Here is a 21045-nt window from a genome sequence, read left to right on the forward strand (position 1 = left end):
CTACCAGGCACTCCAGGCGTGGTCGCGTTCGGTGTCGACGGCTTCGTCGATGGCGGTGTAGTTGAGGTGTGGGGATCGCCAGCGGGCGTAGGGGTCCCACCAGTTTGGGCCGCGGATTTCGGGCATGCCGTTGCGCATGCGGATGAGCCAGATGTTCTCGTCGAGGGTGCGGTGGTGGTGCCAGCACAGGGGTACCCCGTTGCTGGTGTGGGTGGGTCCGCCGAGGGCGTGTTCGGTCACGTGATGGATTTCGCACCATTCTGCACGGATGTCGCACCCGGGGATGAGGCATTGTCGGTCTCGGAGCACGATCGCCCGGCGTTGGCGGGCGTTGAAGATTCGCGCGGTGGTGCTGATTCCCACGATCGCACCGTGTTCAACGAATAGCACGCGTTCGATGCCGCCTGCGCATGCGGCGTGGTCGGCGGCGCCGAGGGGCACGTCGTATCCGGCGCCCTCGACCGTCGCGCGCCCGGTGCGGTGGATGTAGTCGTCGGCGTTGACTGAGACGACGAGGGTTGGTGCGGCACCGCCCAACGTGGGCATGCCATCGGATGCCGCTGCGACCATGATGATGCTCGCGAACGCGTCGTGCCGTTTCTGCGCATGCGTCCGCAGATCCGCGGCGTGTTGTGGGGGCGAGGCGGCTTTGTGGTCCGGGAGACCGTCGGCACGGCCAGAGAGACCATCACTCTCACTCGCGGGCGCAGTTCCGGGTGCCGTGCTGTACTTGGCGGCAAAGCGATCACGGTCAGCAGTGGAACCCCCGTCGTCAGCACCGTCACCAGCACCGTCACCGTCGCCGTCGTCGTCGTCGGACGGCCGGAATCGCACCGCGCCTCCTGCACTGGCCTCGTCGTCGATTTTGGGGTTCATCAGACTGTCGAAGAGTTTCTGTAACTGGGCTGCGACTTCCGGGAGGAGCTCACCGCGCACAGGAACGGATCCGTCCCGGAGCCGCCCGATCGTGAAGTACCGGCGGCGCTTGCCTGCCCGGTCTTTCGGCTCCGCACCATCCGGATCGAGCCGGTCGATGATGTGCGCGGTCAACCCGGCCAGCTCATCCGTTGTGGGCGGTGGTGCCGTCTCGCAGGTGCCGGTGCTGTCGCCATCCAACGGCAGCCCGCGCGCGAATCGTGCGAGCACGGCATCCGCCGCCAACCGATCCGCCGCCCCGAGGCGTCTGGCCTTCAGCAACGGTGTTGTGCAGGCCAGGAACCCACTCAGCGACATGACCCCATCGGCCAGCGCGGCCGACAACTCCGGGAACGCCGCCGGCAGCAACTCGCCCGAGGTGATGTCCAGATCCCGGTGCACCGCCGCCACGGCCGAGACGTATCGCCGGGCCGCATGCCCATCCACCAGCAGTGTGCGTCGCAGGAGTTCGGCGGCATCCCGGCATCCGAGCTGTGTCGTCAACCGGGCGTCACGTTCGCACTGATCCCGCTCCACCACCCGGTCTGTCGCTTCAACGATCGCACCATCCACCCGCCGTTGAATACTCCCGAGCGCCTGAACGATGCCCAACAGTTCACCATCATCGGTGAGCCGTATCCCGCCACCCGCCGCAGAAGCAGACATCGCATCGGCCAACTGCCGATCGATGCTCTCCAACTCCTGCACAAGCGATGTCATACCTCCATTCAACCGCAGGCCACAGACATTCATCCACCAGATAAAACCCAGATCAGAAGCCATTCACGAACGGTGGAGAACTCCACAAAACGCCAAACCTGTGCAGAACAAGTGCCCCGTCTGAGACGCGAGCATTCGTCGGGTCAGCCAGCTGCCTTGCGGATATGCGCCGCGATAGTTTTCTCGGTCTCGGGCGTCAATGCGACGACAGCGAACGACGTAACCCAGAGGTCGCCGTCATCGAGCTTTGCTGATTCCTCGAACCCGAGAGTTGCATAGCGAGTGGTGAACTTCGAGGCAGCCTTGAAGAACACGACGATCTTGCCATCCTCATCGGCGTACGACGGGAACCCGTACCAGGTCTTCGGAACGAGTTGCGGGGCGACCTGGGAGACGATCCGATCGATTCCCTCGGCCAGAGCCCGATCATCATCCGGCATCGCGGCGATCGCCTCGCGGACCGCCTTCTCCCCAGCGGCTCGGGACTTTCCTGCCTTTTCCTGCGCACGCAATTCTGCGGCACGCTGCTTGACGGCGTCGCGCTCGTCCTTGGACAGTCCAGCGGTCTTCTCAGCCATGTCGTGCTCCTTCTCGATGTGCGGCGGCCGTTTTCCGGGCCTACGACCACGATACGACTCACCATCCCGGCGCACTTCTCGATTCCTGATCGATGCCGCCAAGGCCCCGTCCTCGGCCCCTCACCACGGGATTCCCGCCTCGCCACGGGATTCCCGCCTCGCCACGGCATCCCGCCACGACACGGCGCCGTCCAACCACTACTGGAAGAGGTTCACCGGGTTCACGACGTCGGCGACCATCAGCAGGGCGCCCATGGCGATCAGCACCACTGCGACGACCACGGTAAGCGGCACGAGACGCGTAGCGTCGACCGGTGCAGGCGGCGGACGCCGGAAGATCTTCGCCCACACTCGCCGGATGCCATCCCACAGCGCCACCGCGATGTGACCACCGTCCAGCGGAAGCAGTGGAATGAGGTTGAAAACGAAAAGGGCGATGTTCAGCGACCCCAGCAGGCTCAGTAGCACGACAAACCGGTTCAGCACCGGAGCATCCGTCGCTGCGACCTCACCGGCGAGCCGGCCGACGCCGACGACACTGAGTGGGCCATTCGGGTCGCGCTCAGTCCCCGTCACCAGCGATACGCCGACATCCCAAAGCTTCACCGGCAACTGCACGATCAGATTCGCGACCCGCGCGGTGTTCTCACCTGCCATCTCGATACCGGTGCCGATCGGTTGCGGCACAAACCCCATCTGGGCCCCCATACCGACGTAACCGACCTCGGCGATGACCTGCTCACCCTCGGCATCGAGCAGCGGTTGTCCTGACGCATCAGTGAGTGCTCGCTCGGCCGCGATCGGCGTGATCGTCAGTGCGACATCTTCACCATCACGTGACACGACCATGTCGAGAGTTTCGCCCGGTGCTGCCTGCACGATCGAGGTCGCCTCCGCGAAATTCGATACCGACGTCCCGTCGATCGACACCAGCACATCGCCGGGAAGAATCCCTGCCTCTGCGGCGGGCGATGCCGGATCCGACGGCTCGCACTCGGTCTGCGTCGTACCGGCGGGAAGCACACACTCGGTGACGGATGCGATCGTCGTCGTACCCTGCTGTAGGCCGATACCCGACGCCAGCACCGTGAAGATGATGATCGCAAGGATCAGGTTCATCAGCGGGCCGCCGAGCATAACGATGATGCGCTTCCATACCGGCAGCTTGTAGAAGACTCGATCCTCTGCGCCGCCAGCAATCGTCTCGTCGTTCACGGATCGGGCATCCTGCACGAGAGTGCGGAACAGGCCACGCACCTGCTTGCCCTCAGATGCCGGATACATCCCCGACATTGATATGAAGCCGCCGACGGGCAGCACTTTGAACCCGTATTCAGTTTCACCGATCCGCTTCGACCACAGCCGCGGACCGAAGCCGATCATGTACTGTCCCACGCGTACGCCGAAGAGTTTTGCGGGCACGAGATGCCCGATCTCGTGCAGCCCGATCGACAGACCTAGGCCCACCAGCATGAACAGGATGCCAGCGACGTACAACAGGATTTCCACGTGCCCACGCTACTGCGCTAGAACTAGGAATCCGCCGCATAAGCTGAAGCTGTGAATTCTCGGCAGCTGCGACTCGTGCGTGGAGCCGCAGCCTCGTCGGTCGCCACGGTCATCGCCGCTGTCTCCCACACGATCGGAGGCGGCGCACCCCCGCACCCTCTGCTGGTGATCGCGCTGAGCATTTTCCTCGCTCCCGTCGCAGCACTGCTGGTGGGACGAACCCTGAGCGCCAGCAAGCTAAGCGTCACGGTGGTGCTCTCGCAGACCATCTTCCACGTGCTGTTCGTCGCGCTGGGCGCCACCCTCACAGCCACTGGCATCACAGGGCATCAACACGTCATGACGTTGGGTCCGCTGACGACGACGGTAGCTCCGGATGCCGGGATGCTCGGCGCCCACATCCTCGCTGCAGCCTTGACGATCGTCCTGCTGTGGCGTGGCGAGCGGATGCTGCGCGGCATCGCGCGCTGGATGCGCGCTGTGCTCCGAACACGACTAACGCGCCCCCTGCACAGCAACTGGCCGGTTCCCGCATCCGTCCCGGACACAGCACGCGTCTTCATTGCCACGATCCGCACGAGCGACGTCTCCCGACGTGGCCCTCCGGTGTTCTCCTGCGGCTGAGGGCCGCACACGTCGACACATCCTCTCGCGGTTCCGCGCGCCATCGGCGCGCCCGCACACACACTGGAGAACACCCATGACCTCAACATCGAAATCCCGATTCACCCGACGCGGCGCCACCATCGCTGCCCTCGCAGCGGGGCTTGTCCTGATTGCGCCAGCTGCGGCGCAGGCACACGTAGGCGTCAGCCCCGACACTGTTCAGCCCGACGGCTCCGCCGTGATCACCTTCTCGTTCACGCACGGTTGCGACAACTCCCCCACGACGGCGCTGCGCATCACGATGCCAGAGGGGCTGAGTTCCGTCTCCCCCACGGTGGATGCGTCGTGGGACATCGCCGTCGAGCGGGCAGACAACGGCCTCGTCTCAGCGGTCACCTACACCGCTGTCGCTCCCATCCCCGGTGATCTGCGGGGCGCTGCGAGCATGGCCATCCGCGTGGGAGAAGACGCTCCTGAATCACTCGCGTTTCCGGTGGAGCAGCAGTGCGAGGTCGGAGTCGCGGAATGGACGGAGATCGCCGAAGACGGCGCCGACCCGCACGATCTCGACGCCCCGGCACCCGTCGTGACCGTGACAGCAGATGATCAGAGCGCACCGGATGCCACCCACGGTGACCACGGCGACACACAATCTGCCAATACACAGGAGAACGGCGCTCAGGAGAACGACGCGGTCCTGGCAGAAGATTCTGCCGCTGGCTCGCTCGGTACGATCCTCGGCGCTGGCGGGCTGCTCGCCGGCGTTGCGGCCCTGGTGGTCGCTGTACTCGCGTACCGCCGCGCTGCGTCGCGCTGAAGAACCTAGCGCTCAGGAGTCCTGTCAGGGGCGCGCCCGCCGCGTGTGCGAGCACGTCCCTGACAGCGGCTCATGAGATCATTAGGGTGCTATGTCGACCACTCAGCCCAGCCTTCCTCCCGTGCTCCGTCCCGTCGCTCCGCCACAGCGGGCACTGACGGAGCTCGCCTCGCGCTTTGCCACCGCCACCCGCGGTGAGATCGCCGATATCACCCTGACCGGAATCACTCTCGCCACCGCTGATCTGCGGGCCGGCGAAGCGTTCGTCGCCATCCAGGGAGTCAACAAACACGGCGCCGAGTTCGCCGTAGCCGCAGCAGAGAAGGGCGCCGTAGCGGTCATCACCGATGAAGCCGGCGCTGATATCGCCGCAGCGGCCGGACTTCCGATCGTGATCGTCGATGACCCACGCGGAATTCTGGGCGCGCTGAGCGCCTGGGTCTACGGCACCGGCGCGGATGACAACCTGCCATTGCTGTTCGCCACAACCGGCACGAACGGCAAGACCAGCGTCTCGCATCTACTCGAAGGCATCCTCGGCCAGCTTGACGTCGTGACCGGCTTGTCCTCCACAGCAGAGCGCCACATCGCGGGCGAGGTCATCGTCTCCAGGCTCACCACGCCAGAGGCATCCGAGATGCATGCACTGCTCGCGCTGATGCGCGAGCGCGACGTCGAAGCTGTCGCCGTAGAGGTCAGTGCACAGGCACTTTCGCGTAAGCGCGTGGACGGCATCGTCTTCGATGTCGCCGGCTTCACGAACCTCAGTCACGATCACCTCGACGACTACGTCGATATGCAGGAATACTTCGAAGCGAAGCTGCCACTGTTCCGACCAGACCGCGCACGTCGCGCGGTCATCTGCCTTGACTCAGCCTCCGGCGTCGACGTCGTGGCCGCCGCGGAGATCCCCGTGGTGACGGTCGGCACGCCGTCTATAGCCGCTGACGCCGACAGTGCGGCGCGAGCCGACTGGGTCGTCACGATCGACGAGGAGCGCCAGCGCGGTACCCGCTTCACGATGGTCGGTCCCGAAGGCCGCACACTCACCACGGTCGTTCCGGTCATCGGCCCGCACATGGCAGCCAACGCTGCCCTCGCGATCGTGATGCTGCTGGAAGGCGGCTACGGCTGGGAGCGGATCACCGCGGCGCTCGAGCGCGATGGCCGCATCAACGCGTACTTGCCTGGACGCACCGAGCTCGTCTCAGGTGACACGGGCCCCGCAGTGTTCGTCGACTTCGGGCATTCTCCCGACGCGTTCGAGAAGACACTCGCCGCCATCCGTCGTGTGACCCCCGGTCGCACCGTGATGCTGTTCGGCGCCGATGGCGACCGCGACGCGACGAAGCGCCACGACATGGGCCGCACTGCGGTCGAAGGCAGCGACATCCTCGTGGTCACCGATCACCATCCTCGTTTCGAGAATCCGGAATCGATCCGCGCAACCCTGATCGAGGGCGCTCGGCTGGCGCAACCGGATGCGGAGATCCACGAGTTCTCACCACCCGAGAGAGCGATCATCGCCGCAGTCGGCATGGTCGGCGAGGGGGATGCGATCCTGTGGGCGGGTCCAGGGCACCAGGATTACCGCGACATCCGCGGGGTGCGCACGCCGTACTCGGCCCGTGAGCTTGCTCGTCGTGCGCTCCGCGACGCCGGCTGGCCAGTGCCAGAGCCGCACTGGCCTGTGCCATACCCCGACTGAGCGTCAGCTCGCGGCGATCAGCTGATCTGCTGTCGCCCTGGCCCAGGCCTCAGCGTCGGCAAGAGACTCGACAGTCAGCTGGTCCGGTGAGTCGTGCGCGTCGACCACTCGTGCGATCGTGTCGACGATGCCAAGGAACGGTAGCCGACCTTCGTGGAACGCGTCGACGGCCTGCTCGTTGGCCGCGTTGAACACCGCAGGGAACGTGCGGCCGGCACGACCAACACTCTTTGCAAGCGCAACGGCAGGGAATGCCTCGTCGTCAAGCGGCTCGAAGTCCCAACTGCTCGCCTGAGTCCAATCCAGCGGCCGTCCGACGCCGCCGATGCGATGCGGCCAGTCCAGCGCGAGCGAGATCGGCAGCCGCATGTCGGGAGGCGAAGCCTGCGCGATCGTCGATCCGTCGATGAACTCAACCATCGAGTGCACGATCGACTGCGGGTGGACGACGACCTGGATGTCGTCATAGTCGACGTCGAACAGCAGGTGCGCTTCGATGACCTCGAGCCCCTTGTTCACGAGCGTCGCCGAATTCGTCGTGACGACGCGGCCCATGTCCCACGTCGGGTGCGCGAGCGCCTCAGCAGGTGTAACGGACGCCATCTGCTCACGGGTGCGTCCGCGGAATGGACCACCGGATGCCGTGACGACGAGTCGACGGATCTCATCGTGCGTACCGGAGCGCAGCGCCTGCGCGAGCGCCGAGTGTTCGGAGTCAACGGGAACGATCTGCCCCTCGGCTGCTGCCGCGGTGACGAGAGCACCGCCGACGATCAGTGACTCCTTGTTAGCGAGGGCGAGCGTGCGTCCTGCCTTCAGCGCTGCCAGTGTCGAGCCGAGCCCGATCGATCCGGTGATCGCATTGAGAACGACATCTGCTTCCACATCCCGAACGAGTTGTTCTGCCTGCTCGGCCCCGAGCGCAGTGTCATCGACCTGGAACTGCTCGGCCTGCTGACTCAGGAGTTCTGCATTGCTGCCAGCGGCCAATCCCACCAGCTCGAAGCGACGAGGATTGGCACGGATGACGTCAAGCGCCTGGGTGCCGATGGAGCCGGTGGAGCCGAGAACAATGATGCGACGCATGTCGCCAGCCTATGCCCCGGCCCCGTCGCTCGACGTGCGGCGAACCTATTATCCGGCCACCGGGTGCATGGTCGCGAGGATGTCGATCACGAAGACGAGAGTCTGACCCTTCAGGTCAGCGTCGTTGACTTCGCCCTCGCCGTAGCCCAGTGCCGGGGGGATGACGACGAGCACCTGCGAGCCGACCTTCTGCCCTGCGAGTGCCTGAACGAAGCCAGGAACGTAGCCGTTGCCTTCGCTCGAGATCGGCGCACCATTGGCCCAGGAGGAGTCGAAGACCTCGCCGCTGTCCCAGCCGACGCCGTGGTACTGGAGCAGAGTGGTGTCGCCATCTTCAACGGCAATACCATCACCCTCCTTGAGTACAGCGATCTGCAGTTCGGCGGGGGCATCAGCATCGGGGATCTCGACGGTCGGAGCGCCATCCTCGTCGAGCGTGACGATCGGCATGCCGTCCACCGGCGCCTGCTCCTCACCCCATGCTGCAGAGACGATGTCGAGAACATCGAGGACGTAGAACTGTGCGGCTGCGTCCTCGGACGTGGGGAACACGATGGAGAGGCGCGAGCCAACGCTCGCGCAACCGATGAGCTGACCCAGCGGAGCATCCGCCGTCAACGCGGCGGGAAGGAGCTCGCCACCGACGTAGCCGGCATCGCCGATGCGCTCCCCGGTGTCACCGTCGAAGGCGCTCAACGCATAGCTGACGAAGTCGCCGTCGGTGATCGTGGCGCCATCGCCCTCGCTGAGCACGGTGCGCTGGGCCTCGTCAACCTGCTGCCCGAGTTCGAAAGTGGCGGTCGATGCAGTGCCGAAGTCACCATCGATGGTGACCTCCTCGGCTGCTGTACCCGACTCGACCGTTGATGAGCAGAGATCAGTCGCCTTGGGATCGGCTTCGTCTCCCGTCACGCCTTCGGTGCCAGCGCATCCAGCCAGAAGCAGGGTTGCGGCGGCGATGGTGGACAGAGCGATAAGCGAGCGGTTGCGCACAGTGAGACCTCAAGATCGTAGGGAGAGACAACTCATGTTCTCGCATTCGCCTTTGCCCCTGCTGAGAGGCACCCTTGATCGACATGGATGTCGGCGGCTGTTTGTCCATGCCATCGATGGCATGGATCGCGGAGTAGCCTAATCTGATGACCTCTGAGCAGTCCGGCACTCCCGAGTCGACCCCTGAGACGACTACGGAGCCGGAAGCAGAGGAGACCGACGTAGCGGAATCCGACGCAGAGGAGACCGCGCCGCCACGCCATCCAGGGGCAATCTATGCTTCAGGCCGCGCTCTGGCTCGCATCATGTACCGCCCGCACGTCGAGGGTCGTAGCAAGGTCCCGACAGATGGCCCCGTGATCTTCGCGAGCAACCATCTGTCTTTCATCGACTCGATCGCGATCCCGGTCGCCGCACCCCGCCCTGTGCATTTCCTAGCGAAGTCGACGTACTTCGAAGGAACCGGGTTCCGCGGCACGATGATGCGCAAGTTCTTCCAGTCCATCGGTGCCATCCCTGTTCGCCGCGGCGCGGGTCAGGCAGCACTCAACGCGTTGGACCAGCAGCGACAGCTGCTGGATGAAGGGCTCGCCGTGGCGCTTTACCCGGAGGGCACCCGCTCCTCTGATGGGCGTCTGTACAAAGGACGCACCGGAGTGGCGTTCCTCGCTCTGCAGACGGGAGCCCCCGTCGTTCCGGTCGGCCTCATCGACACTGACACGGTGATGCCGAAGGATGCCAAGATGCCCTCGATGAAGAAGCGAGTCACCGTCCGATTCGGTGACCCGATCGATGTATCAGTGCACGGACCTGCCACGAGCGGCAAAGCTCGCCGCCTCGCCACCGACGAGATCATGACAGCGATCCATGCTCTCAGCGGTCAGGAACTCGCCGGCGTCTACAACGAGCCTCCTGCACAGGGCGCGATCGAGAAGATCAAGCAGGCCCTGCCGCACGAGCGACGCTGACCTACGCGGCCGCCGTGACCGTCGCCTCGTGACGAACCGGAAAGTTCACTGAGTTCGCGATGAAGCACATGCGGTGTGCATCTTCGTGTGCGCGCTCTGCAGCCTCGATCATCGACGCATCTGCGACAACAACCTCTGGTCGGAGCAGAACGTCGGTGAATGCGCCGCCGCTTCTGCCGTCTTCGGTCATTACACCGCTTGCATCGTCGCGGTACGAGACCACGACTACACCGGCAGTCACGCAGGCATGCAGGTAGGAAAGTAGGTGGCATTCCGAGAGCGCGGCCAACAGCAGATCCTCTGGGTTCCACCGCTCGGGATCGCCGCGAAACGGCTTGTCGGCAGATGCCAGCAGCTGCGGCTTGCCATCGACCTTGATGGTGACATCTCGGGAATAGTCTCTGTACCCGCTGGTGCCGCTGCCGCGGTTGCCGTCCCAAGTGGCTGTGAGTGCGTAGTGGTGTTCACCGAGAGTCATGTCGTCAGTCTGACACGGAGCGCCGACACGGTGCCAGCGTCGTATGCCAACGCCGTGTGCCAACACGGTGCGCCAGACCGGTGGCGAAAGCCGACGGGGCTAGGCTTGTGAGGTGCTGGAGACTCTTACTGTCGCGGATGCTGTCGAACTTGCCGTCGTCGAACGAAGCGGATTCGTTGAATCCCGTCATTCGGGGGCGGCGATCGTGCTCTCCCCTGACGGAGAGGTCCTCCGAAAGCTCGGAAACCCCGATGCTCTGATCCTCCCCCGATCCAGCCTGAAGCCGTTGCAGGCCGTCGCATGCGTCACCGCGGGTGCAGATCTGGCCGGTGAGCAGCTCGCCCTCGCGACGGCAAGTCACGTCGGCACGGATCGGCATGCGGATGTCGTCCGTGAAGTACTCATGGCCGGCGGACTCACTGAAGACGACCTGGCGTGCCCGTCGGCATGGCCCAGTGACAGCACCAGCCGCGACGAACTCGTCCGCGAACACGGCCAGCAGTCGCGCATCCGCATGAACTGCTCGGGCAAGCACGCCGCGATGCTACGCGCCTGCGTTGCAACCGGCTGGCCGGTCAAGGGATATCTCGACCCTTCGCACCCGTTGCAGTTGCACATCCGCGAAGTCATCGAGCGGCTGACCGGCGAGAAGATCGCACACACTTCCGTGGACGGCTGCGGTGCCCCAGTGCACGCCATGACCCTTTCTGGTCTCGCCCGTGGCATCCACCGCATCGGCACGGCATCAGAGCGTTCCCCATTTGCGCTGCACCGCGTTGCCGGCACCCTCGTTCGCGCTGTCAAAGAGAACCCGTGGACGATCGAAGGTCCTGGCAAGCCGGACACCGTCGCGATCGAGACCGTCGGCGTATTCACCAAGGGCGGCGCCGAAGGAATCATGGTCATGGTCGCGCCGAACGGTGCCACCGTCGCGTTGAAGATGCTCGACGGATCATCACGGGCATCGACGATCGTCGCGGCGACTCTGCTTGCACACGCCGGAGCCCTCAGCGACGCTGATGTGTCCGCCCTATCCAACGCACTTCCCCTCGCCGTACTCGGTGGCGGGAGCGACGTCGGGATGATCCGTCCCGGCGCCGCCATTTGATGCCCTGACCCAGGGCCATGATCCCCTCAAAGTCGAGGGTGGAGAGGAGCCACGATGAGGATCAGCGTCCCCGCCGAGGTGAAGAACAACGAGTACCGCGTCGCGCTGACGCCATCGGGTGTGCACGATCTGATCAGCGCAGGACACGAGGTGTTCGTGCAGTCCGGAGCAGGTGCGGGCTCATCTATGCCGGATGCGGAGTATGTCGAAGCTGGCGCGACGCTGGTGGATGACGCGAGCGACGTCTGGGAACGCGCCGAGCTGCTCCTCAAAGTCAAAGAGCCGATCGCCTCGGAGTACGACTACTTCCGCGAGGATCTGACGCTCTTCACCTATCTGCACCTGGCAGCGAACCGCGCTCTGACCGAGCGGCTGATTGCCGATCGAGTCACCGCCATCGCCTATGAAACAGTGCAGCTACCTGGTGGCGGGCTGCCGCTGCTCGCCCCAATGAGTGAAGTCGCAGGACGCCTCGCTCCCCTGGTCGGCGCGAACACCCTGATGCGCTCTAACGGAGGACTCGGCCTGCTGATGTCTGGCGTGCCAGGGACGAGGCCTGCGACGGTTACCGTGATCGGCGGCGGCGTCGCCGGTGCGAATGCGGCCGTGATTGCCAGCGGCATGGGTGCAGACGTCACGATCTTCGACACGAACATCCCTCGCCTGCGGATGCTGGATGACCACTTCGGCGGACGAGTGAAGACTGCGGCATCCAACCCGCTGGACCTGCGAAGAGCCGTACTGGACTCCGATCTCGTCATCGGCTCTGTGCTCATCCCTGGCGCACGCGCACCCAAGCTCGTCACAAACGAAATGGTCGCGCAGATGCGGCCAGGCAGCGTTCTCGTCGACATCGCGGTTGATCAGGGCGGATGCTTCGAAGACACCAGGCCCACCACGCACGATGATCCGACCTTCATCGTCCACAGCACGGTGTTCTACTGCGTGGCCAACATGCCAGGGGCCGTGCCCAACACGTCCACGTCCGCACTCACCAACGCGACCCTGCCGTACATCCGCCAGATTGCCGGTCGTGGGTGGAAGGATGCCCTGCGGGCGGATCCCGCGCTCGCCGCCGGTGTGAACACAGCAGGAGGAGCCGTGATCAACGCGGGCGTCGCAATGGCTCACGGGCTGGAGGCGCAGACGCTCGCCGCCACTCTCCAATAGCTGCCGCTCTCCAGTAGTCATCGCCGCCGAGAGTCATCGCCCACCGAGCCCTGGAACGATCACACGTTGTGGCGAGCCACCGTCGCAAAGCGACCAGGCACGCCCCATGTGCGTCTCAGCGTATGGCGGCAGCTCGCGGCAGCCGGCCAGGGACCGCAGTTCGCTCGGGCACTCGGCGAGGATCAGCATCTCCCCCTCAACGCGAATCCTTTGCCACAGAGTGAACTGCCGCTGCCAGCTCTCGGCATCACCGACCAAGATCATCGGTGCTGCAGGTGATGAGAAAGTCAAGGTCGACGTCTGCTGCGCCGTCACGGATGGATCCGGAGTGCGCTCGCCCACCGGCACCACTTCGCACTCTGGGAACGCGCTACGCAGCGCCTCGACGCTGCGACGAACCCCGGGCGCGATGACCCCGACGATGGCCGCGGCCGGCGCCCACGTGCGAGTGGCAGAATCTGCTATTTCGCCGTTGACCACACTCATGTCATCCGCGCTCGTCGGGACAGATGTTGCGGCGTCCGCCTCGACCCACGCGATCTGCAGCTCGAGCTCCTCGATTCGCCCACGTCCTGCCGGACGATCACGACGGTAGCCATCGTTGTCGCCGCCAGCAGCAAGGTGCTCCATCTTGGTGCCCATCCTCAACAGCATTCGCGCCGGCAGCGAGTCCACAACTCGAGCAATCTGTCCTGATGCACGCCCCGTTGTGATCACGACAGTGCATCCGCGCGCGGCGGCTGACCGCACCAATTTCTCGAAGCGATCGATGAACACCTGCGCGTGCTCGACCGGGAACGACGCCGTGAGCTGGTCGAGATCGTCACACAACACAAGATCTGCTCTCCCCTGGCCACCCTCGGCCAACTCCGCCACAACATCCCAGGCGCGTTCATGATCAGCAGGAATCAGAACCGCCCGGTCGCTCTGCGCCGCCAGCACCCGCAGCACGCTCGATCGGCCTGATCCACTGCCTCCGATCACCGCTATGCCGCGGTCAACGCCGGGACGCAGCATTCTCAGCGTTTGACGCTGTCGATCCGGCTCGTCAACCAATCCGAGAAGCAATGCGTCCTCAAGGTCATGCGCGCTGCGCAGTTCGTTCAGGGTCAGTAGACCGGGAAGCGGTGGCATCCACGGGCTCAGGGGTTCCGCTGAGCTTTCCCACCGTGACGCGGCTCCGCGCAGATCTGCCGCGCCCGTCAGCGCGATGCGAACGGCCACAGCTTCCGAGTCTTGCGGACGACGCACGAACGCGAGTCCACGTGAACCGGCGCCGCCCGGCAGTTCTGCCGCATCATCCGATCCGATAACGAGACGGCTGTCTGCCGCTTCCGTCACGCGCAGGCTCACTCGGAGCGGACAGTTCGCCGCCAGCGCGTCGCGGATCACGCCGGCTGCTCGCTGCGTGCCGAGGATCAGGTGCATACCCAGCGCTCGTCCCCGTGCCGCGATATCCGTGAACACGACCCCGAGATCAGAATGCTCCTGCAAGAGCGCGGCGAACTCATCGACCACGATCACGAGGCGTGGCAGCTGACCATTCGCTTCGGCGACGTTGCGGGCACCCAGCTCCGCGAGTACCGCCTCCCGCCGCCGCAGCTCGGCCGTGAGGCTCTGCACACCGCGCCTGGCACCCTCTTCATCAAGATCGGTCATCACCGCAGCGACATGCGGCAGCGCTCGCAACGGGTCGAAAGCCGTACCACCTTTGAAATCCGCGAGCACGAATGCCACTTCCTCCGGACCGTGTGACCTGGCCATCGCCGCGATCCACGTGACGAGAAGCTCGCTCTTTCCTGACCCCGTCATCCCGGTCACGATGGCGTGTGGGCCGTCCTCGACGAGATCGAGGAACACGTCCGCAGTCTCTGTGCGTCCGATCGCAGCACGAAGTCCCTGCGCGTCATCACTCGGAGTGGTCATCAGATCTGCCAGGGCGACGCTGTCCGGCAGCTGTGCGACATCACCCTCACGATCGACGCTACTCGACGCGATGGCCACAGCCTGTGCACGTGAGAGGCACTCAATGACGATCTCCTCGACACCGGCGCTGGTTCGAAGCCGCGCATGCGTCGGATCAGTGCAGTCGACGACGGTCGTCACTCCCTCTGGCACATCACCATCACCGCGGCATACCCGCACCTGCGCCGAGGCATCCGAACCCTCATCTCCGTCGCCCATCACTACGGCGAGACGCCACGCACCACGACGAGGCCGGCCTGCATGCGGAAACCCACTCAGCCCCAGTGGTTCAAGCCCGTCACCCACCAGTGCGAGCTGCGCAGGGGCATGCCGCAGGCAGAGCTGCACGATGAGGGCGCGCGCAGCGGCCGCGGTTATCGGTGTCGGTCCACGGAAGCAGACACCTCGTCGCATCGGCACGATGATTGGAACATCCGTGACGTTCGCCGCGCGTTCCCGGAAGGTTCGGGCCCGTTCGCTCTCATCACCCGTCACCCGCAGTGCGCTGCGCTGAGATCCCGCGCCGATGACCAACGCTGTGGAGTCATCAATGGGCTGTAGATCGCGAAGCGGCGGATCTTGCACGCTCGCCGCGGCATCTGGATGGACCCGCCGCAACTCACGACGCTCGCGCTGGTGCCGCCGGCGAAGCTCCTGCTCAGCACGACGCCATCCGGCAGACTCTTCCTCGGCCGCTACACGTCGATCTCGACGCTTGGTGCGCAGGCCATCCAGCAAGGAAGCGCCGATCATCAACGGGCCGAGAGCGGCGAAACACAGAGAGAAGATCGATCCGGTCACCAGCCACAACACCACACCCGCAGCGATAGGGACGACGGCAGCGAGCACAGGCACGGGCTGCTTGCGAGGTTCCGCGGCGACAACCGGAAGCGTGAGCGGTTCGAGGTCCATGCCCCTATTGCACGACATCCGATATCGACGGATGCCGTTGTCCACAGCCCGATCGGACTATTGGTCAGTCTGCTCCGGTGTGGAGGAAGAGTCATCGACCGTGGAAATCACCGACGTGGCAACCGCGTCGGTGAGATGCGCTGTCCCGGTACGCTCAACCTTCAGGATGATCAGAGTCACGTTGTCACGCCCGCCGTTCTCCAACGCCGCCGCGAGCATCGCGTCCGCCGCTTTCGCTGGATCCGGCTGCTCCCGCAAAAAATGCTGGATGCCGTAATCGGTGAGTTCCTTGGTCAAACCGTCCGAGCAGATCACGAAACGGTCACCGTCGAGCACCTCAATACCGAGGTAATCAGGTGCGGTGAGCTCGCTGGCGCCCACCGCGCGAGTGATGACGTTGCTGTAGGGGTGGCTCTCTGCCTCTTCTGGGCTGAGCTTGCCGGAACTGATCAGCTCCTGAACCACGGAATGGTCTGTGGTGACCTGCACCAGACGCTCTTCGCGCAGGAGGTAAACCCGCGAGTCGCCGATGTTCAAAGATACCCACCGCGGTTCCTCGGTGGCCGTTTCAAGGAAAACACCGGTGAGCGTCGTTCCAGTGCCCTCATCAGTAGTCTCTGGATGAGCCGCAATGTCTTCGACTGCACGCTCGAGTGCGTTCTCGATCGCACCGGTCGTCACTGTGCCTGAATCGACGACTTCTTGCAGGCGAGCGATGGTGTTCTGGCTGGCGATCTCGCCACCCGCATGCCCGCCCATGCCGTCCGCTACGACGAACAGCGGATACTGGGCGAGGAAAGCGTCCTGGTTGTTGTCACGGCGAAGGCCAGTGTCAGTAATACCGGCCCAGGTCAGAATGACGTCATCACCGTCGGCGACGACAACGCGTTGAGTCTGCGTGGTCGTGTCAGACAAAAGGGGCCTCCGGTGTGAATGCGGCGAATCGGGCAACCGCAGGGTACTCAGACATCGTAGTAGAACTGTGCGCGGTGTGCGCTAAGGCGCTGCGGCATGACCATGTGTCAACGCTATCGGAGTATGCGGGGCGACACGACGAAGGACCCCCGATCGAAATCGAGAGTCCTTCATCCACCATGTTGCCGAGTTCAGCTCATCACGCAGGCGGCTGCGTCGGGTCGACCGGCGGTGCGGGCGGAACCGGTGGTGCCGCGGGAGGAGCCGGGGGCGCCGTCGGTGCTGACGGAGGCGGTGTCACCGGGGGCACTGCCGGAGCTGCGGGCGCGGCGGGAGGCGTGGCCGGTCCAGCCGGCGGCTGGTAACCAGGCGCCGCAGGCTGCGGGTACCCGGGGGATGCTGGCTGCTGGTATCCGGGTGCGGGCGGCTGGTAGCCCTGCGGCGGAGCGTAGCCCTGAGGTGCTGCGCCGTAGCCGGGCGCTGCCTGCACCGAGGACTGAGCCGGGATCCCGTCCCAGACCGTGCGGTCGCCGAAGAACGCGTTGCCAGCCCACGGAGCGGGCGGAAGCTGGGTGTTCCAACGCGACTTGTCAAAGGCGTTGATGCCAAGCCAGATGATAGACAAGAAGATGTAGAGAACGACCCACGCGCCCTCCTTCTGAAGCTTCTGACCTACGCGGTATGCGGCGAGCACCATGAGCACACCAGCAGCAGCCGAGAACAAGTAGCCGATGCCGATCCAGCTCAACAGGACAGCGCCACCGATGCTGTAGAGAATCAACCAGGGGCTCAGGTCACCGAGCTTGAGGAAGATCATCGAGTTGTAGACCGGAACCCACGCGCGCCATTTGCCCTGGACGCCAGCCTTTTCAAAGATCTTCATCAGGAACAGCGACGTCAGCACATAAGCGATGACCGCGAAAATAAAGCCGAACAGCAGCGCCACGATCAGTACGGCTGCCGCAGCGCCGCTGTCGTTATAGTAATAGTCCATTAGCCCCTCCATGGAATAAGCGACGCATTCCGCGTCGCGTGAAACACATTAGCGTGCCTGTGGGTCGACACACCATGCCAGCGTGCCGTGTCGAGTCACTGCTCCACGACTAGTTCGATCACGCCTGGCTGCTCACCCGGCCGAATGTCGATCCCTCGTGCACTCGCCCATTCCCGCAATGAGTTCACTCCCCGGACCCGCGGTCGGTCCTCAGACAGCGCACGTACCAACTCCCCTTTCGCCTTCTTATTGAAGTGATTGAGGGCGCGTCCGTGCTCGGTGACCACGCGCACATACGCAGACGGAACGGATGCCGGCAGCGGACCGAGCGCAACATAAGCCTCGCTGCGGAGGTCGAGAACGAAGGATGGAGCTTCCTGCGCGATAGCGGCGGATGTCGCATCCGCCCAGTGTCGGCGCAATGGCGCAACTCCTGGTAGCGATGCACCTGCGGCGAGCCGGTACGCGGGGATGCGGTCGAGCGCGCCGACCGGGCCGAACGGTGCCGAGTGGATCCACGCGTGCTGCCCGATCCATCGCCTTGCACTGGTATCAAGTTCGGCGGCATCCAGCGCGTCGTACAGCACTCCGGTGTAGCGATCGATCGCGGGCATCGTTGGCGCGGAGCGCAACGCCGCGTTGTGTTCGATGTCACCCAGCTGGCGATCACTCAGCTTGAGCACACGGCGCGCTTCGAGCGAATCCCCCGCCAAGGCGATGAGTGCGTCGACAACTGCCGTGCGCTGAGCAGCCAGCTCAGGTAAGGCGAGAGCGTCAAGGTCCAGCGGCCTTCCACGTCCGCCAACGCGCTTGGTCTCCGAAGGAGGAAGCAGAATCTTCATGGTCTCCACAGTGCCGACTCGGCTGAGCTGCTCCAGCAGGCGAGAACGCGCCCGCCCATCATCTCTCAAGGATGATGGGCGGACGCGTCCGCGATGAGTTGTTTCAGGCGATGAGCGCCGCGTTGCCCGCGACAACCGTCAGCTGATTTCCCTCCATGGAGAGGAAACCATCCTGAGCGTTGGCAAGCACCTTGGTGCCGTCCAGCTGGGTGATGCGCACCTGGCCCTCAGCGAGGATGGCCAGGATCGGCTCGTGGCCGGTCATGATGCCGATTTCACCCTCGACGGTCTTCGCGACGACGAGAGTCGCTTGCCCCGTCCAGATCTCCGCGTCTGCAGAGACGAGGCTGACATTGAGCGCCATGATCAGCCGTTGTCCTTCTGGATCTGAGCCCACTTCTCTTCCACGTCGGAGAGACCACCGACGTTGAAGAAGGCCTGCTCAGCCACGTGGTCGAGGTCACCCTTGGCGATCGCGTCGAACGACTCGATGGTCTCCTTAAGCGGAACCGTCGAACCCTCGACACCGGTGAACTTCTTCGCCATGTAGGTGTTCTGCGAGAGGAACTGCTGGATGCGACGTGCACGAGACACGACGATCTTGTCTTCCTCGGAGAGCTCATCGACACCGAGGATGGCGATGATCTCCTGCAGTTCCTTGTTCTTCTGAAGGATCTGCTTGACCGTGGTCGCAACGCGGTAGTGGTCCTCGCCTAGGTAGCGGGGGTCCATGATGCGCGACGTCGAGGTCAGCGGGTCGATAGCGGGGTACAGACCCTTAGACGCGATCTCACGGCTGAGCTCGGTCGTCGCGTCAAGGTGCGCGAAGGTCGTCGCCGGAGCCGGGTCGGTGTAGTCGTCGGCCGGGACGTAGATCGCCTGCAGCGAGGTGATCGAGTGTCCGCGCGTCGAGGTGATGCGCTCCTGGAGGAGGCCCATCTCGTCAGCGAGGTTCGGCTGGTAACCCACGGCGGAGGGCATGCGGCCGAGCAGCGTGGAAACCTCAGAGCCAGCCTGCGTGAAGCGGAAGATGTTGTCGATGAACAACAGCACGTCCTGCTTCTGCACGTCACGGAAGTACTCCGCCATCGTCAGAGCCGACAGGGCAACGCGCAGGCGCGTTCCCGGCGGCTCGTCCATCTGGCCGAAGACAAGGGCGGTCTTCTCGAAGACGCCTGCCTCTTCCATTTCGTGGATGAGGTCGTTGCCCTCACGGGTACGCTCACCGACGCCGGCGAACACCGACACACCACCGTGGTCCTGCGCGACGCGCTGGATCATTTCCTGGATGAGGACGGTCTTGCCGACACCTGCACCGCCGAAGAGACCGATTTTTCCACCCAGCACGTAAGGCGTGAGAAGGTCGATCGACTTGATGCCGGTCTCGAACATCTGAGTCTTCGACTCAAGCTGGTCGAAGGGCGGGGCCTGCCGGTGGATCGGCCAGCGCTCGGTGATCTCGATCTGCTCGCCAGGCTCGGCGTTGAGCACCTCGCCGATCACGTTGAAGACCTTGCCCTTGGTGACGTCACCGACGGGAACCGAAATCGGCTCACCGGTGTCGCGCACCTCCTGGCCGCGGACGATGCCGTCGGTGGGCTTCAGTGCGATGGCGCGGATCAGATCGTCACCGAGGTGCTGTGCGACCTCGAGGGTAATCTCGGTCGACTCCTCGCCGATGACGATGGTTGTCTTCAACGCGTTGTAGATGTCAGGAATCGAGTCGTGCGGGAACTCGATGTCGACGACCGGGCCCGTGACGCGTGCGACGCGCCCGACGACCGCGGTCCCAGCCTCAGCTGTGGCGGTGGGGGTCATATCTTCGTCTCTTTCTTGATGGTCTATTTGCTCGAGGAGAGGGCGTCGGCACCGCCGACGATCTCAGCGATCTGCTGCGTGATCTCCGCCTGACGCGCGTTGTTGCGCAGACGGGTGTAGTCGGTGATGAGCTTGTCAGCGTTATCGCTGGCAGACTTCATCGCCTTCTGCGTCGCGGCCTGCTTGGCGGCCGACGACTGCAACAGGGCGTTGAAGACCCTGCTCTGGATGTACACCGGCAGGATCGCGTCGAGCACCGTCTCGGCATCCGGTTCGAACTCGTAGAGCGGGTACACCGCTCCACTCGGTTCGGCCGCAGCCTCGTTCTCCACGATCTCCAGCGGAAGCAGGCGCACAGTCTCGGGCGTCTGCGTCATCATGCTGACGAAACGGTTATAGACGAGGTGAAGCTCGTCCACGCCGCCCTCGCCGCCACCGCGGTTGAAAGCCTCGAGCAGCTTGGCCGAGATCTCCTCCGCCGTCTTGAACTTCGGGGTGTCGGTGTCGCCGGTCCACTCGGCATCCGCCTGGATGCCACGGAACTGGAAGTAACCGACAGCCTTGCGTCCGACGAGGAAGTACACCGGCTCGCTGCCCTGTGAGCGGATGAGCTCACCCAGTTCCATCGCCTCGCGAAGGATCTGCGAGTTGAAGGCACCGGCAAGGCCACGATCGGAGGAGAAGACGACGACGGCAGACCGCCTGATCGCCTCCGGCTCTCGCGTGAGCGGGTGGTCGACATTGGAGTACGTCGCGACGGCAGAGACAGCCTGAGTCACGGCGCGCGCGAAGGGCGACGACGCGCGTACACGCGCCATCGCCTTCTGAATACGCGAAGCCGCGATGAGTTCCATCGCCTTCGTGATCTTCTTGGTCGTCTGAGCAGAAGAGATCTTCTGCTTGTAGACCTTGAGTTGAGCGCCCATGTTTTTAGTTCCTCACG

General features: G+C 64.3%; 19 protein-coding genes. 6 read left to right on the forward strand and 13 right to left on the reverse strand.

Going from position 1 to position 21045, the window contains the following annotated elements; genetic code table 11:
- The 3 genes from AC1C2O_RS04700 to AC1C2O_RS04710 form a co-directional block, all read right to left on the reverse strand.
- On the reverse strand, nt 1-1635 hold the full coding sequence (locus AC1C2O_RS04700; RefSeq protein ID WP_495429287.1) for an HNH endonuclease signature motif containing protein: 1635 nt from the start codon (nt 1633-1635) through the stop codon (nt 1-3).
- A 143-nt stretch (nt 1636-1778) separates the two neighbouring features.
- Nucleotides 1779-2213, reverse strand: coding sequence for a hypothetical protein (locus AC1C2O_RS04705; RefSeq protein WP_495429288.1), 435 nt, complete (start codon nt 2211-2213; stop codon nt 1779-1781).
- A 198-nt stretch (nt 2214-2411) separates the two neighbouring features.
- The gene (locus AC1C2O_RS04710) at nt 2412-3722 is read right to left on the reverse strand and encodes a M50 family metallopeptidase (protein WP_495429289.1); all 1311 of its coding nucleotides are present in this window, start codon (nt 3720-3722) and stop codon (nt 2412-2414) included.
- Between the two features lie 51 nt (nt 3723-3773).
- On the opposite strand from AC1C2O_RS04710, the gene AC1C2O_RS04715 reads away from it, so the two are divergent.
- The 3 genes from AC1C2O_RS04715 (at nt 3774) to AC1C2O_RS04725 (ending at nt 6853) form a co-directional block, all read left to right on the forward strand.
- Entirely contained in the window at nt 3774-4346 is a 573-nt protein-coding gene (locus AC1C2O_RS04715) for a hypothetical protein (protein ID WP_495429290.1), read from the forward strand.
- Between the two features lie 76 nt (nt 4347-4422).
- Nucleotides 4423-5145, forward strand: coding sequence for a YcnI family copper-binding membrane protein (locus AC1C2O_RS04720; RefSeq protein ID WP_495429291.1), 723 nt, complete (start codon nt 4423-4425; stop codon nt 5143-5145).
- 91 nt (nt 5146-5236) lie between these two features.
- Nucleotides 5237-6853 carry a Mur ligase family protein gene (locus AC1C2O_RS04725; RefSeq protein WP_495429292.1) on the forward strand — a complete coding sequence of 539 codons (1617 nt, stop codon included), beginning with the start codon at nt 5237-5239 and terminating at the stop codon, nt 6851-6853.
- A 3-nt stretch (nt 6854-6856) separates the two neighbouring features.
- On the opposite strand, the gene dxr is transcribed toward AC1C2O_RS04725, so the two are convergent.
- The gene (dxr, locus tag AC1C2O_RS04730; protein WP_495429293.1) at nt 6857-7939 is read right to left on the reverse strand and encodes a 1-deoxy-D-xylulose-5-phosphate reductoisomerase; all 1083 of its coding nucleotides are present in this window, start codon (nt 7937-7939) and stop codon (nt 6857-6859) included.
- A 48-nt stretch (nt 7940-7987) separates the two neighbouring features.
- Nucleotides 7988-8932 carry an FKBP-type peptidyl-prolyl cis-trans isomerase gene (locus AC1C2O_RS04735; RefSeq protein WP_495429294.1) on the reverse strand — a complete coding sequence of 315 codons (945 nt, stop codon included), beginning with the start codon at nt 8930-8932 and terminating at the stop codon, nt 7988-7990.
- 146 nt (nt 8933-9078) lie between these two features.
- Between AC1C2O_RS04735 and AC1C2O_RS04740 the strand changes: the two genes are divergently transcribed.
- Complete coding sequence (locus tag AC1C2O_RS04740; RefSeq protein ID WP_495429295.1) at nt 9079-9900, forward strand: lysophospholipid acyltransferase family protein; 822 nt, start codon at nt 9079-9081, stop codon at nt 9898-9900.
- 1 nt (nt 9901) lies between these two features.
- On the opposite strand, the gene AC1C2O_RS04745 is transcribed toward AC1C2O_RS04740, so the two are convergent.
- Nucleotides 9902-10378, reverse strand: coding sequence for an OsmC family protein (locus tag AC1C2O_RS04745; RefSeq protein WP_495429296.1), 477 nt, complete (start codon nt 10376-10378; stop codon nt 9902-9904).
- Nucleotides 10379-10490: 112 nt separating this feature from the next.
- Here AC1C2O_RS04745 and AC1C2O_RS04750 point away from each other — a divergent pair, with 112 nt between their 5' ends.
- A complete protein-coding gene (locus AC1C2O_RS04750) occupies nt 10491-11486 on the forward strand; it encodes an asparaginase (RefSeq protein ID WP_495429297.1) in 996 nt (331 codons plus the stop codon).
- A gap of 54 nt (nt 11487-11540) precedes the next feature.
- A complete protein-coding gene (gene ald, locus AC1C2O_RS04755; RefSeq protein ID WP_495429298.1) occupies nt 11541-12656 on the forward strand; it encodes an alanine dehydrogenase in 1116 nt (371 codons plus the stop codon).
- A 33-nt stretch (nt 12657-12689) separates the two neighbouring features.
- Here ald and AC1C2O_RS04760 read toward each other — a convergent pair whose 3' ends face one another.
- The 7 genes from AC1C2O_RS04760 to AC1C2O_RS04790 all read right to left on the reverse strand — a co-directional run bounded on the left by AC1C2O_RS04760 (nt 12690) and on the right by AC1C2O_RS04790 (nt 21028).
- A complete protein-coding gene (locus tag AC1C2O_RS04760) occupies nt 12690-15533 on the reverse strand; it encodes an FtsK/SpoIIIE domain-containing protein (RefSeq protein ID WP_495429299.1) in 2844 nt (947 codons plus the stop codon).
- A 57-nt stretch (nt 15534-15590) separates the two neighbouring features.
- On the reverse strand, nt 15591-16448 hold the full coding sequence (locus AC1C2O_RS04765; RefSeq protein WP_495429300.1) for a PP2C family protein-serine/threonine phosphatase: 858 nt from the start codon (nt 16446-16448) through the stop codon (nt 15591-15593).
- Between the two features lie 199 nt (nt 16449-16647).
- Nucleotides 16648-17442, reverse strand: coding sequence for a large exoprotein (locus AC1C2O_RS04770; RefSeq protein WP_495429301.1), 795 nt, complete (start codon nt 17440-17442; stop codon nt 16648-16650).
- Between the two features lie 95 nt (nt 17443-17537).
- A complete protein-coding gene (locus AC1C2O_RS04775) occupies nt 17538-18284 on the reverse strand; it encodes a YaaA family protein (RefSeq protein WP_495429302.1) in 747 nt (248 codons plus the stop codon).
- A 103-nt stretch (nt 18285-18387) separates the two neighbouring features.
- A complete protein-coding gene (locus tag AC1C2O_RS04780) occupies nt 18388-18648 on the reverse strand; it encodes a F0F1 ATP synthase subunit epsilon (protein WP_439278533.1) in 261 nt (86 codons plus the stop codon).
- A 2-nt stretch (nt 18649-18650) separates the two neighbouring features.
- On the reverse strand, nt 18651-20102 hold the full coding sequence (atpD, locus tag AC1C2O_RS04785; RefSeq protein ID WP_495429303.1) for a F0F1 ATP synthase subunit beta: 1452 nt from the start codon (nt 20100-20102) through the stop codon (nt 18651-18653).
- Between the two features lie 23 nt (nt 20103-20125).
- Nucleotides 20126-21028 carry a F0F1 ATP synthase subunit gamma gene (locus AC1C2O_RS04790; RefSeq protein ID WP_495429304.1) on the reverse strand — a complete coding sequence of 301 codons (903 nt, stop codon included), beginning with the start codon at nt 21026-21028 and terminating at the stop codon, nt 20126-20128.
- Nucleotides 21029-21045 lie beyond the last annotated feature (17 nt).

The sequence above is a fragment of the Microbacterium sp. Y355 genome (assembly GCF_059445345.1).